This window comes from Pseudomonas flavescens, assembly GCF_013408425.1.
Taxonomy (GTDB): domain Bacteria; phylum Pseudomonadota; class Gammaproteobacteria; order Pseudomonadales; family Pseudomonadaceae; genus Aquipseudomonas; species Aquipseudomonas fulva_A.
The window spans coordinates 408,429-422,436 of sequence record NZ_JACBYV010000001.1 but is presented as its reverse complement, the minus strand read 5'-3'; the positions used below and the strand labels follow the sequence as shown (position 1 = coordinate 422,436).

At 62.3% G+C, this 14,008-nt stretch carries 6 protein-coding genes and 1 pseudogene; 4 read left to right on the top strand and 3 right to left on the bottom strand.

The window, feature by feature from the left end; all coding sequences use genetic code 11:
- Positions 1–2 precede the first annotated feature (2 nt).
- The 3 genes from FHR27_RS01815 to FHR27_RS01805 all read right to left on the bottom strand — a co-directional run bounded on the left by FHR27_RS01815 (position 3) and on the right by FHR27_RS01805 (position 3,919).
- Positions 3–2,309: a bifunctional diguanylate cyclase/phosphodiesterase gene (locus FHR27_RS01815; RefSeq protein WP_179537611.1), complete on the bottom strand. Its 2,307-nt coding sequence runs from the start codon at positions 2,307–2,309 to the stop codon at positions 3–5.
- Positions 2,296–2,976 carry a methylamine utilization protein gene (locus FHR27_RS01810; protein ID WP_179537610.1) on the bottom strand — a complete coding sequence of 227 codons (681 nt, stop codon included), beginning with the start codon at positions 2,974–2,976 and terminating at the stop codon, positions 2,296–2,298. The genes FHR27_RS01815 and FHR27_RS01810 overlap by 14 nt, the downstream gene beginning before the upstream one ends.
- A 190-nt stretch (positions 2,977–3,166) precedes the next feature.
- The gene (locus FHR27_RS01805; RefSeq protein ID WP_042555008.1) at positions 3,167–3,919 is read right to left on the bottom strand and encodes an AraC family transcriptional regulator; all 753 of its coding nucleotides are present in this window, start codon (positions 3,917–3,919) and stop codon (positions 3,167–3,169) included.
- 214 nt (positions 3,920–4,133) lie between these two features.
- Between FHR27_RS01805 and lon the strand changes: the two genes are divergently transcribed.
- The 4 genes and pseudogenes from lon to mdoH form a co-directional block, all read left to right on the top strand.
- The gene (gene lon, locus FHR27_RS01800) at positions 4,134–6,521 is read left to right on the top strand and encodes an endopeptidase La (RefSeq protein WP_179537609.1); all 2,388 of its coding nucleotides are present in this window, start codon (positions 4,134–4,136) and stop codon (positions 6,519–6,521) included.
- A gap of 1,867 nt (positions 6,522–8,388) precedes the next feature.
- The gene (locus tag FHR27_RS01795; protein ID WP_179537608.1) at positions 8,389–9,645 is read left to right on the top strand and encodes an acyltransferase family protein; all 1,257 of its coding nucleotides are present in this window, start codon (positions 8,389–8,391) and stop codon (positions 9,643–9,645) included.
- Between the two features lie 277 nt (positions 9,646–9,922).
- On the top strand, positions 9,923–11,467 hold the full coding sequence (locus FHR27_RS01790) for a glucan biosynthesis protein G (protein ID WP_042556488.1): 1,545 nt from the start codon (positions 9,923–9,925) through the stop codon (positions 11,465–11,467).
- Positions 11,464–13,959: pseudogene (gene mdoH / locus FHR27_RS01785) on the top strand (glucans biosynthesis glucosyltransferase MdoH); the annotation flags it as partial. The gene FHR27_RS01790 and the pseudogene mdoH, both read left to right, overlap by 4 nt.
- Positions 13,960–14,008 lie beyond the last annotated feature (49 nt).

Genomic DNA, 14,008 nt, shown 5'->3' with positions numbered 1-14,008 from the left:
GGTCAATACACCAGGGAAACGGGAGAAGTTAAGGGCCGCTGCATCCAGGCCTCGAAGGCCCGCGCGGCCAACGGCCGGCTGATCAGATAACCCTGCACGCTGTCGCAATGCCAATGCTCGAGCAGATCCAGGCTGCGCTGCAGCTCGACGCCCTCGGCGACCACCTTGAGCCCCAGGCTGTGGCTCATCTCGATGGTCGAGCGCACGATCACCGCATCTTCGCTGGTGTCGTGCAGATCGCGGATAAAGGTCTGGTCGATCTTCAGTTCCTGCACCGGCATGCGCTTGAGCTGCGCCAAGGAAGAATAGCCGGTACCGAAGTCATCCACCGACAGGCCGATGCCCTTTTCGCGCAAGCCATGCAACACCTGCAGGGCCACGGCCGGGTTGAGCATCACGCCGCTCTCGGTAATTTCGAAGATCAGTTGTGAACCTGGAATCTGGTAATGCGTCAGCAGGCGACCGACCCGCGTCGGCAACTCGGCGTCGATCAGGTCCTCGGTGGAGATATTCAGCGAGAGCTGTACGACCTGCCCACGCTGACGCCACTCCTGCAACTGGCGGATGCCCTCTTCGATCACCCAGGCGGTCAGCATCTGAATGCTGCCGGTGCGCTCTGCCAGCGGAATGAATTCACCCGGCGAAACCATGCCGAATTGCGGGTGCTGCCAGCGCAGCAGCCCCTCGGCCTGGATTCTGCCCGGGTTGCGGATATCCAGCTTGGGTTGGTAATGCAGCAGCAGTTCGTCCTGATGAGCGGCGCGGCGCAGGTCGCGGATCAGTTGCACCTGGCGCTGCTGTGCAACATCGCGGCCACTTTCGTAAAGCTGAATGCGCCCCGCCAGGTGCCCGGCGTCCTGCATGGCGATGGCGGCACGGCGCAGCAACTCTTCCGGGGTAGAGCCATCGGCGGGATAGGCGGCGATACCGATGCGGCAATCCAGGGCGATGTCCAGATTATCGACCCGAAAGGGCTTCATGGAGAGTTGCTGAACCCGGTCGGCGGTAGCCACCGCCCCCTCCATGTCACTTCCTTCGAGGAGCAGCACGAATTCGTCGCCGACCATCCGCGCCAGGCTGTCGGCCGGGCGCAGCGCCGCCTTCAGGCGATTGGCCAATTGCTGCATGACCCGGTCGGTCCCCCCCGCTTCGCAGCTCTCGCTGACCGTGCGGAAGTTGCCGATGCCCAGGTAAAGCAAAGCGATGTGTCGCTGCGCCGAGATGGCACTGCCCAGACGCTCGAGGGCCAGGTTGCGATTGGGCAGGCCGGTCAGAGGATCGTGCAGCGCATTGTGCGCCAGTTGCCGCTCACGCTCGGCGACACCCTGCTGCATGCTTTGAAAGGCCTTGGCCAGGCTGCCCAGTTCGTCCGCACGGTCGAGCGCCAGCGGCACCTCGTAGTCGCCCTGCCCGACTCGCTCCGCCGCACCTGCCAGGCGGCGAATCGGCTGCGACAGGCTGCGCGCCAGCAACAGCGCACCAACCAGTGAGGCCAGCAGCGCGGCTACGGCGATGAAGAGGATCTTTCGATTGAGCGCCGCGACCGAACCGCGGGCCTGCTCCAGGGAACGTTGCAGCAGTGCCTGCACGCGGAAGCCGTCGCCACTGGCGAGCACCAGACGCTGCACCAGGAAGGGCTCGCCACCATGCAGCACCTCGCCGCTGTCACCCTCGAAGGCGATCATCGGCATGTCATCGAGCGTACTCACGCGCACGTCGGGCTGCCCCTCCATGCTACCGGTCAGGGTCAGTTCCAGGTGGGTCAGCTGGTTCAACTCGCGGGCGAAGCCTTCATCGATGGCAAATCCCATCACCAGTCGCGCGATGGGCAACGGCGCACTGACGGTGGCCTGTACCAGCAGGTAGATGCTGCCATCGAAAGGCATCAGGAAACTCTGCCCCTGGCTACCCAGTTGCGTGTTGATCTGCTCGGCCCGCGCCGTCGACAAGGGCGCCAGGGTGCTGGAGGTCAGTTTGCCATCCATGTCGAACATCATCACCACACCGGCATTGATGCGCGCGCCATGGTTGAACAGCGCCGAGCGGATAGTCGCCTCGTCACCACTGGCCACCGCCTCGCGGAAGCCGAAATCGGTGGTCAGTACCTGGACCGCATCCCTGAGCTGCCGTGAGTGCACGTCGAGCAACTGCCCGAACACGCTGGTGCCGACATCCAGTTGCTCGCGTGCCTGGGTGCGAATCGACGCAGTGGTCGCCGCCTGGACGGCGAAATACAGCGCGCCGATCACCACGAGCAGCAGCAGGATCAGAACGCTGGCGATGCGCGCCTGGAAGCTAGTGCGAACCATGTTCCACGGCTTTCTTGAAGGCGTCCCCGAAGGCACTTGGCGGTGCGCCAGGCGGGTCGGTTTCACTCGGTGCCTCGATCGGCAACTGGAAGCGCTGCTGCACGGAGCCAGCCTCCACCTTCAGGGCAGCGCCCTGTTGCGGCAGCATGTCCGGCAAGGCGGAATGCCACAGGGTCACGCGGTAGTCCCCCGCCGGTAGATTGTCGATGGACAGCTTGCCCTGAGCATCGCTGACGGCGAACCAGGGATCATCGGTGATGTACACGTAGCCGACCATCCAGTCGTGGATATTGCAGCCGAGCACCACCAGCCCTGGCTTGTCGAACACGATCGGCGCGCTGGGCGTGCCCTGATACAGGCGCAACTCGAAGCGCTTGGGTGCCGAGAACGAGTAGACGTGATGGCGGATGTCGTCGCGGTTCGGAAAGGTCACCGCCGTGCCGGTGCGAACGGCCAGCACGGTGGGCACGAAGCGCATGTCCTGCTGGTCCATCACCGCCTTGCCCGGTGGTGCAGCGCCATTTGCAGGACCCTGCAGGGTGACGACGGCGTTGGCCAGCGGCGCGCCCTTGGCGTCCACCAGTTCGCCCTGCAGGCTGGCGGCCTGAGCGGCGCCCAGTGCAGCGAACAACGACAGATGCAATACGAAAAGAAAACCTTTGGTCATGATGAACTCGTCCAGAACACGCGCGCCTCTTTGGGCCATAAACACGCCCCCATCTAATAACGGCAGAGCTGCTGGGAAGATTAGTCGGCAATGTAGATAAGTTCACACTTTTCCAGAAGCCAGACAAGGCAAATAGCCATCACAGGAGGGCGGGAGCGTGATAATTGGCTAGGCAGCTGGCTGAGGCGGCTTATTCGCTACCGCGCATGCGCTTGGGCGTAAGCCCCAGATAACGGCGCATGGCTGTGGTCAAGGCGCTCTGGCTGGAGAAGCCGCACTCCTCGGCAATGCGAATCAGCGGCAGGCCACTGCCACGCAATAGCCGCGTGGCGTGGTCGAGCCGCGCCTTGAGCAGGTACTGGTGCGGCGTAAGGCCAACGCTGTCCTTGAACTGGGCATGGAAGTGACTGGGGCTGAGGCAGGCCACGTGGGCCAGCTCGGCAACGCTGATGCGGCGCGCCAGGTTATCGGCGATGTACCCGTCGAGGCGTTGCACGTCCATCGAGCCATGCCCGCGCAGCGATTGCTCGCCGAACACCCGCAGATGCAGTGCGCGCAGCAGCACGCCACCCAGCGAACGGGCCAGCAGCGGATCGCCACCGTAACGCTCCAGCTCGGCGCCGGCGTAGCTCAGCAGGTGCTGGAAATCGGCATCCAGTTGCGGATAGCGCGGCGTGTCGAACAGATGGCCGAGCAGTTGCAGGTCTTCGCTGCTCATGTCCTGCTCGTTGAGGTCGACGATCAGCATGCGATTGTCACCGATGCCGGCGAACTGGTGGTCGGCATCACCCGGCACCAGGCACGCGCGCATCCGGCACACCTCGCCACCCCGCCCGACCACTTCGAACTCGGCACGCCCCGACACCGACATCACCAGTTGATGGTGGTCGTGGGTGTGTTCGTGGGCCTGATCGTCCAGGCGCATGAGGCGGGCGTTGAGCATGATTCGCAACTCGATGGGCGATGCGCGCACTCTACCGCGTTGCATGGAAAAACTGTATGGGCCACGACAGGTGGAATGACCGCCACAGCACGAAACACCCGGCAAGCATTTCGAGAAGCCGCGGGCACGCAGATCGCGGGCTGCCGAGCGAATAAATATTGAAAAAAGCCAGCAGCACCCCATCTAACACTCAACGTGAAAAGACAGGTGCCGCATGAACGAACCGCAAGATATCGAGATCGCTTCGGAGCAGACCAGCCACAGCCTGATGCTGCCCGGCCAGAACCTGCCGGACAAACTCTATGTGATTCCGATTCACAATCGGCCGTTCTTCCCGGCCCAGGTGCTGCCGGTGATCGTCAACGAAGAGCACTGGGCGGAAACCCTGGAGCTGGTCAGCAAGACCGAGCACCGCACTCTGGCCCTGTTCTACGTCGACCAGCCGGTTACCGACCCGCGCCATTTCGACACCTCCAGCCTGCCGGAACACGGCACCGTGGTGCGCATCCACCATGTCAGCAATGACGACGGCAAACTGCAGTTCGTCGCCCAGGGCCTGACCCGCGTGCGCATCCGCGGCTGGCTCAAGCACCATCGCCCGCCGTATCTGGCGGAAGTCGATTACCCACGCAACGCCAATGACTCCCGTGACGAGGTCAAGGCCTATGGCATGGCGCTGATCAACGTGATCAAGGAGTTGCTGCCGCTCAACCCGCTGTACAACGAAGAACTGAAGAACTACCTCAATCGTTTCAGCCCCAATGATCCGTCACCACTGACCGACTTCGCTGCCGCGCTGACCACTGCGCAATCGAAAGTGCTGCAGGAAGTGCTGGATACCGTGCCGATCCTCAAGCGCATGGAAAAAGTCCTGCCCCTGCTGCGCAAGGAAGTGGAAGTGGCGCGCCTGCAGAACGAGCTGTCCGCCGAGGTGAACCGCTCCGTGGGCGAGCACCAGCGTGAGTTCTTCCTCAAGGAACAGCTGAAGATCATCCAGCAGGAACTGGGTATCACCAAGGATGACCGCAGCGCCGATACCGAGCAGTTCAGCCAGCGTCTGGAAGGCAAGACCCTGCCTGACCAGGCTCGCAAGCGCATCGACGACGAGATGAACAAGCTCTCGGTGCTGGAGACTGGCTCGCCGGAATATGCCGTCACACGCAATTACCTAGACTGGGCCACCAGCGTGCCCTGGGGTGTTTTCGGCAAGGACAAGCTCGACCTCAAGCACGCCCGCAAGGTGCTCGACGACCACCACGCCGGCATGGACGACATCAAGGAACGCATCACCGAATTCCTCGCCGTGGGCGCCTTCAAGGGCGAGATCGCCGGCTCCATCGTCCTGCTGGTCGGCCCACCGGGCGTGGGCAAGACCAGTATCGGCAAGTCCATCGCCGAGTCCCTGGGCCGCCCCTTCTATCGTTTCTCGGTGGGCGGCATGCGCGATGAGGCGGAGATCAAGGGTCACCGGCGCACCTATATAGGCGCCCTGCCCGGCAAGCTGGTGCAGGCGCTCAAGGATGTCGAGGTGATGAACCCGGTGATCATGCTCGACGAGATCGACAAGATGGGCAGCAGCTACCAGGGCGACCCGGCCTCGGCCCTGCTGGAAACCCTCGACCCGGAACAGAACGTCGAATTTCTCGACCATTATCTGGACCTGCGCCTGGACCTGTCCAAGGTGCTGTTCGTGTGCACCGCCAACACCCTGGATTCGATCCCCGGCCCGTTGCTCGACCGTATGGAAGTGATTCGCCTGTCCGGCTATATCACCGAAGAAAAGCTGGCCATCGCCAAACGCCACCTGTGGCCCAAGCAACTGGACAAGGCCGGCGTGTCGAGCAAGCAACTGTCGATCAGCGATAGCGCCCTGCGCGCCCTGATCGAGGGTTACGCCCGTGAGGCCGGTGTGCGCCAACTGGAGAAACAGCTCGGCAAGCTGGTGCGCAAGGCCGTGGTGAAGCTGCTCGAAGATCCGCAGAGCAAGGTCAAGATTGCCGCCAAGGATCTCGAAGGTTACCTGGGCATGCCGGTGTTCCGCAGCGAGCAGGTGCTGTCCGGTGTCGGCGTGATCACCGGCCTGGCCTGGACCAGCATGGGCGGCGCCACGCTGCCGATCGAGGCGACGCGCATTCACACCCTGAATCGCGGTTTCAAGCTGACTGGCCAGTTGGGCGAGGTGATGAAAGAGTCGGCGGAGATCGCCTACAGCTACGTCAGCTCCAACCTGAAGACTTACAAGGGCGACCCGACCTTCTTCGACGAGGCCTTCGTGCACATGCACGTCCCCGAAGGCGCCACCCCCAAGGACGGCCCGAGCGCGGGTGTCACCATCGCCAGCGCCCTGCTGTCCCTGGCTCGCAACAAGGCGCCGAAAAAAGGCGTGGCCATGACCGGCGAACTCACCCTCACCGGCCAGGTATTGCCGATCGGTGGGGTACGCGAAAAGGTCATCGCCGCACGCCGGCAGAAGATCTACGAACTGATTCTTCCCGAGGCCAACCGTGGTTCCTACCTGGAGCTGCCGGAATACCTCAAGGAAGGCATCACCGTGCATTTCGCCAAACGCTTCAGCGATGTCGCCAAGGTGCTGTTCGACTGATCGCGCCACGCAACTCAATGTAGGAGCCAGCTTGCTGGCGAAGCGATTTCAACCGCGACACCGTGGGTGAATTCATAACCGCCATCGCGAGCAAGCTCGCTCCTACAGTCGGAATTGTGGGCAATCCAGCAAAGCCTGACATGCCTCCATCCGTAGGAGCCAGCTTGCTGGCGAAGCGATTTCACCCGCGACACCGTGGGTGAATTCATAACCGCCATCGCGAGCAAGCTCGCTCCTACAGTCGGAATTGTGGGCAATCCCGGAAAGCCTGACGTGCCTCCATCCGTAGGAGCCAGCTTGCTGGCGAAGCGATTTCAACCGCGACACCGTGGGTGAATTCATAACAGCCATCGCGAGCAAGCTCGCTCCTACAGTCGGAATTGGGGGCAATCGCGGAAAGCCTGACATGCCTCCATCCGTAGGAGCCAGCTTGCTGGCGAAGCGATTTCACCCGCGACACCGTGGGTGAACTCATAACCGCCATCGCGAGCAAGCTCGCTCCTACAGTCGGAATTGGGGGCAACCCAGCAAAGCCTGACATGCCTCCATCCGTAGGAGCCAGCTTGCTGGCGAGGCGATTTCACCCGCGACACCGTGGGTGCATTCATAACCGCCATCGCGAGCAAGCTCGCTCCTGCAGTCGGAATTGGGGGCAATCCCGAAAAGCCTGACGTGCCTCCATCCGTAGGAGCCAGCTTGCTGGCGAAGCGATTTCACCCGCGACACCGTGGGTAAATTCATAACAGCCATCGCGAGCGAGCTCGCTCCTACAGTCGGAATTGGGGGCAATCCAGCAAAGCCTGGACGTGCCTACATCCGTAGGAGCCAGCTTGCTGGCGAGGCGATTTCACCTGCGACACCGTGGGTGAATTCATAACCGCCATCGCGAGCAAGCTCGCTCCTACAGTCGGCATTGTGGGCAATCCAGCAAAGCCTGACGTGCCTCCATCCGTAGGAGCCAGCTTGCTGGCGAAGCGATTTCACCTGCGACACCGTGGATGAATTCATAACCGCCATCGCGAGCAAGCTCGCTCCTACAGTCGGAATTGGGGGCAATCCAGCAAAGCCTGACGTGCCTCCATCCGTAGGAGCCAGCTTGCCGGCGAAGCGACTTCACCCGCGACACCGTGGGTGCACTCATAACCGCCATCGCGAGCAAGCTCGCTCCTACAGTCGGAATTGGGGGCAATCCAGCAAAGCCTGGACGTGCCTCCATCCGTAGGAGCCAGCTTGCTGGCGAAGCGATTTCACCCGCAACACCGGGGGTGAACTCATAACCGCCATCGCGAGCAAGCTCGCTCCTACAGTCGGAATTGGGGGCAATCCCGGAAAGCCTGACGTGCTTCCATCCGTAGGAGCCAGCTTGCTGGCGAAGCGATTTCACCCGCGACACCGTGGGTGAATTCATAACCGCCATCGCGAGCAAGCTCGCTCCTACAGTCGGAATTGGGGGCAATCCCGGAAAGCCTGACGTGCCTCCATCCGTAGGAGCCAGCTTGCTGGCGAGGCGATTTCAACCGCGACACCGTGGGTGCATTCATAACCGCCATCGCGAGCAAGCTCGCTCCTACAGTCGGAATTGGGGGCAATCCCGGAAAGCCTGGACGTGCCTCCATCCGTAGGAGCCAGCTTGCCGGCGAGGCGATTTCTTGCGCGACACCGGGGTGAATTTCGCCACCACTGTCGCGAGCGAGCTAGTTAATGCGGGGTCGTCTGAACGCTCGCTGGTGGCCGCAACCGGCAATCAGATAGATCGAAATGCGATTGACGCTGTCAGACGCTGACCCGGCTGCCGCAAGGCTGCGCAGCGAAGCTGTCTGCGCAGGCTGATTCGTGCCCGGAAGATGTCGATATAAGGAGAACGGGGATGACCCGAACCGACAAGGAACATTTCATCGGGCTCGAGTGGCTGCGTTTCATACTCGGCCTGTACATCGTGGTCTTCCATACCCTGCACAATTACGCAGAACAGAAGCTGCCGATCATCAAGCAGCTCAGCGGTGTCGGCTTCTTCGCCACCAGTACGTTCTTCGTGCTGTCCGGTTTTCTGCTCGCCCACGTGTACTGCAAGCGCGGTGAGCTGCGTGAGCCGGCGGTGAGTTTCTGGAGCCGGCGTTTCGCCAACCTCTATCCACTGCACATCTTTTCCCTGCTGCTGACCATCACGGTCATCTTCATCATCAGCAACCTGGGCATCCCGCCGGACGAGACCAAGGCCACCATCCGTTTCGTGGTGTACGACACCAACGAAGACATGACCGGGATCTCGCGCACTACCCTCGAGCATTTCATGGGCAACGGCGAACTGGCAGTCAATACGGTGCTGCAACTGTTCATGCTGCAGGCCTGGAACCCGTTCTACCTGACTTTCAACCCGCCACTGTGGTCGATCTCCACGCTGTTCTTCTTCTACCTCACCTTTCCCTTCGTGGCCCCACGCCTGGCGCGCCTGAAGCACAAGGTGCTGTGGCTGGGCGTGCTCACCCTGATCTACATGATTCCGCCGATTTTGGTGATTCTCAATGGTGACTACGGCATGCCGTTCACCGGCATCCTGCACCGCAACCCCCTGGTGCGCCTGCCGGAGTTCCTTGCCGGCATCCTCGCCTACGGCCTGTTCCGTGACATGCGCGACGCTGGCCGCTCGCCGGGCGGCGCAGGTATCGGCCTGATGATCGTCACGGTGCTGACCTGCTTCTTCGGCGCCGCATGGTTGGTCGAGGGCGAGCAGTACTGGTATTACCTGCTGCACAACGGCCTGCTGCTGCCGTCGCAAATGATGCTGATCTACCTGTGCGCCCTGGCGCCATCGCCGACCAGTGAGCCGGTACGCCGCTGGTCGCAACGCCTGGGTGCAGCTTCGCTGCCGCTTTTCGTGTTGCACGTGCCGGCCTTCACCCTGTTCTCACGGTCGGAGAAGGTGCTCAGCGTGGCGTCGACCGAGTGCTTCGCCAACTGGGCGCAATGCGCCGTCCAGGCTGGTGAGCAAACCCTGTCGATCGCCTTCTACCCGCTGTTCCTGCTGCTCACCGTGATCCTCTGCGTCTGGGCCCAGGAGAACGCCGTGGTGCCGACCCGCAAGCAGCTCCTCAAGTTTCTGCCTGTGAAGCGCAGCACAGCCTGAGAACCTGCCCTGCCGCGTTGAAAACAGGCTCGGTTTGCTCAGTTACAGCTCGCAACCTCCGCACCCTCGCCTGTTCTTGCGGGGGCGCCCAGCCCTTGTATGGATCCAGCTCGCGAGGTCGTGAACAGGCTCAGAGCGAAGCGGCGGGAAATTCACAGGAATCATCTGCAACGATAACGGTCGGAAGGAGATGTTCGGCCGACCGTGCCGCTGTTTCTTACTGTTTCTGGAGGGATCCGTGATCCTCAAAACCGTCAAGGCATCTGTCCGTCACAGCATGCTTCCAGCCGCGCTGTGCCTGGCCTGCACCACTTCATTGTTCAGTACTCAGGTACTGGCGTTTTCACTCGATGACGTGGCTTCGGAAGCCAAGGAATTGTTGGACAAGCCTTACGCTGCTCCAGCCGTCAACCTGCCCAGTGAGCTGCGCACCCTGCCGTTCACCGACTACCAGAAGATCAAATCGCTCGAAGACAAGTACGAATGGGCCGACAGCAAAACCCCGTTCAAACTGAGTTTCTATCACCAGGGCATGCACTTCGACAGCCCGGTGAAAATCAACGAAGTGACCGCTACCAGCGTCAAGGAAATCAAGTACGACCCTGCGCGTTTCGATTTCGGTGACCTGAAGGTCGACAAGGATGCCGTCAAGAATCTTGGCTACGCCGGTTTCCGCGTGATGTACCCGATCAACGCCAAGGGCAAGTCCGACGAGATCATGAGCCTGCTCGGCGCCAGCTATTTCCGGGTGATCGGCAAGGATCAGGTGTACGGCGCCTCGGCCCGCGGCCTGGCCATCGACACCGCACTGCCGAGTGGCGAAGAGTTTCCGTATTTCCGCGAGTTCTGGATCGAGCGCCCCAAGCCGGAAGACAAGCATCTGGTGATCTTCGCGCTGCTCGACTCGCCGCGCGCCACCGGTGCCTACCGCTTCATCCTGCGCCCGGGCAAGGACTCGGTGGTCGACGTGCAGTCGCGGGTATTCCTGCGTGACAACGTCAACAAGCTGGGTATCGCCCCGCTCACCAGCATGTTCCTGTACGGCTCCAGTCAACGCTCCAGCAAACCCAACTACCGCCCTGCCCTGCACGACTCCAATGGCCTGGCGATCCATACCGGTAACGACGAGCACATCTGGCGCCCGCTGAACAACCCGCAGAACCTTGCAGTGAGCACCTTCGAAGTGGAGAACCCGAAAGGTTTCGGGCTGCTCCAGCGGGGTCGCGACTTCGCTCAATACGAAGACCTGGAAGACCGCTACGAGCAGCGTCCAAGCGCGTGGATCGAACCCAAGGGCGAATGGGGCAAGGGCAAGGTCGAGCTGGTGGAAATCCCCACCCCGGACGAAACCAACGACAACATCGTGGCGTTCTGGACACCTGACGAGCAGCCCAAACCGGGCGAACCGATGGAGTTCGATTACCGCATGCACTGGACCAAGGACGAACGCGCCCAACTTGGTGCGGAAACCGCCTGGGTCAAGCAGACCATGCGCAGTGCCGGCGAAGTCAAGCAGCCCAATCTGACCCGCAAGCTGGATGGCAGCATCGCCCTGCTGGTGGACTTCGAAGGCCCGGCACTGGCCAAACTCAAGTCCGATGCGGCGGTAACGTCCAACTTCAGCGTCAATGACAACGCCGAGTTGCTGGACAACGGCCTGCAGTACAACCCGTCCACCAAGGGCTGGCGCCTGACGCTGCGCTTCAAGGTCAAGGACCCCAAGAAAGCCGTGGAAATGCGCGCGGCTCTGGTCGAGGGTGACAAGACCCTCAGCGAAACCTGGAGCTATCAACTGCCACCCAATACGGTTACCGCCCCATGAAAACCACCGAGCAGTCCGCCCTGGACGAGTACCTGGACAGCCTGCCGCTGAGTGCAACCGAGCGTGAAGCACTGGCCGACTGCCGTGACTTCACCGAACTGCACGGCCGCCTCGGCGGCGTGCAGGCCGCGAGTGCCGAAGAGGCCGTCCACAAGTCGGCTGCCCGACGTATCGAACTGGGCGCCGGAGAACCACTGGAATCCACCGGCCTGCTGTCGCTGGATGCCGCCGGCCGACCGGTTCTGCGGGCAGCCCCGCCCCTCAACCGCACCAAGATGACACCCGAGCCGTGGCGCACCAACCTGCTGACCCGTGGCTTGCGCGCCCTGTTCGGCAAGAGCAACCCGCCCCGCCCGCCCAAACGCGAACTCGAGCCAGCACGCTGGCGCCGGGTCGGCTCGCTGCGTCGCTACGTGTTGCTGCTGCTGATGCTGGGCCAGACCGCCGTCGCTACCTGGTACATGAACAGCATCCTGCCCTATCAGGGCTGGGCGCTGATCAACCTGCAGGAAGTCATGGAGCAAGGCTGGCAGGAAAGCCTGCTGCAGGTACTGCCCTATGTGGTGCAGGGCAGTATTCTGGCCCTGTTCTCGCTGTTGTTCTGTTGGGTGTCGGCGGGTTTCTGGACGGCGCTGATGGGCTTCTGGGAATTGCTGCGTGGTTATGACCGCTACGGTATTTCCGGCAGCAGTGCCGGTGACGAGCCGATCGATGCCAAGGCGCGTACCGCGATCATCATGCCGATCTGCAACGAGGACGTGCCTCGCGTCTTCGCCGGCCTGCGCGCCACCTACGAGTCGGTGAAGGCCTCCGGCGAGCTCGACCAGTTCGACTTCTTCGTGCTCAGCGATACCGGCGACGCCGACATCGCCGTGGCCGAGCAGCGTGCCTGGCTGGAGCTGTGCCAGGAGACCAAGGGTTTCGGCACTATCTTCTACCGCCGTCGCCGCCGTCGCGTGAAGCGCAAGAGCGGCAACATCGACGACTTCTGCCGTCGCTGGGGCGGCGATTATCGCTACATGATCGTGCTCGATGCCGACAGCGTGATGAGCGGCGAATGCCTGACCAAACTGGTTCGGCTGATGGAAGCCAATCCCCAGGCCGGCATCATCCAGAGCTCGCCCAAGGCGGCGGGCATGAATACCCTGTACGCGCGCCTGCAGCAGTTCGCCACGCGCGCCTACGGTCCGCTGTTCACTGCCGGCCTGCACTACTGGCAGCTGGGTGAATCCCACTACTGGGGCCACAACGCGATCATCCGCATGCAGCCATTCATCGAGCACTGCGCCCTGGCTCCGCTGCCGGGCACAGGCTCGTTCGCCGGCGCGATCATGTCCCACGACTTCGTCGAAGCGTCGCTGATGCGACGTGCAGGCTGGGGGGTGTGGATCGCCTACGACCTGGAAGGCAGCTACGAAGAGTTACCACCGAACCTGATCGACGAGTTGCAGCGCGACCGCCGCTGGTGCCACGGCAACCTGATGAACTTCCGTCTGTTTCTGGTCAAGGGCATGCACCCGGTGCACCGTGCGGTGTTCCTCACCGGGGTGATGTCCTACCTGTCGGCACCGCTGTGGTTCATGTTCCTGCTGCTCTCCACTGCCCTGCTGGCCATTCACACGCTGATGGAGCCGCAGTACTTCCTGGTGCCCGGTCAGTTGTTCCCGGTGTGGCCAAGGTGGAACCCGGAAAAAGCCATCGCACTGTTCTCCACCACTCTGACCCTGCTGTTCCTGCCCAAGCTGCTGGCCGTGATCCTCATCTGGATCAAGGGCGCCAAAGCTTACGGCGGTGCGTTCAAGGCGACCCTGAGCATGCTGCTGGAGATGCTCTTCTCGGTGCTGCTGGCACCGGTGCGCATGCTGTTCCACACCATGTTCGTCAGCGCCGCGTTCCTGGGCTGGTCCGCCACCTGGAATTCACCGCAGCGTGACAACGGCATCACCACCTGGGGCGACGCCGTACGCCGCCATGGCTGGCAAGCCCTGCTGGGCGTGGGCTGGACAGCGGGCGTGGCGTGGCTCGACCCGAACTTCCTGTGGTGGCTGTCGCCGATCGTGGTGTCGCTGATGCTGTCGATTCCGGTGTCGGTGTTCTCCAGCCGCCTGAGCCTGGGGCTGCGCAGCAAGAAGGGCAACCTGTTCCTGATTCCCGAGGAGTCCAACCCGCCTCAGGAGCTGCTCTCCACCTATGCCTATACCCGGCATAATCGCGAGCACGCCATGGAAAACGGTTTCATCGAAGCCGTGCTGCGCCCCTTCCCCAATGCACTGGCATGCGCCATGGCCACGGCTCGTCACGGCAACGCCGCGCTGATCGAACAGGCACGGCAACGTGCCCTCGGTGAAGCACTGGAACGGGGCCCCAAAAAGCTCGACGGCAAGAGCAAGCTGGCATTGCTCAGTGACCCGGTACTGCTCGCTCGCCTGCATGCGCAGTTGTGGCAGCAGGCCGAGCAGCACCCGCTGTGGCGCCACGCTTACAACCAGAGCACGCCCACCCAGGCGGATCGCGGCAACCTGGCGCTCAAGCTGCCCGAGG

Bases quoted from the DNA above. Each gene is read 5' to 3' on its own strand.
- FHR27_RS01815 (WP_179537611.1), bottom strand. From the start codon at position 2,309: ATGGTTCGCACTAGCTTCCAGGCGCGCATCGCCAGCGTTCTGATCCTG.
- FHR27_RS01810 (WP_179537610.1), bottom strand. From the start codon at position 2,976: ATGACCAAAGGTTTTCTTTTCGTATTGCATCTGTCGTTGTTCGCTGCA.
- FHR27_RS01805 (WP_042555008.1), bottom strand. From the start codon at position 3,919: ATGCTCAACGCCCGCCTCATGCGCCTGGACGATCAGGCCCACGAACAC.
- lon (WP_179537609.1), top strand. From the start codon at position 4,134: ATGAACGAACCGCAAGATATCGAGATCGCTTCGGAGCAGACCAGCCAC.
- FHR27_RS01795 (WP_179537608.1), top strand. From the start codon at position 8,389: ATGACCCGAACCGACAAGGAACATTTCATCGGGCTCGAGTGGCTGCGT.
- FHR27_RS01790 (WP_042556488.1), top strand. From the start codon at position 9,923: ATGCTTCCAGCCGCGCTGTGCCTGGCCTGCACCACTTCATTGTTCAGT.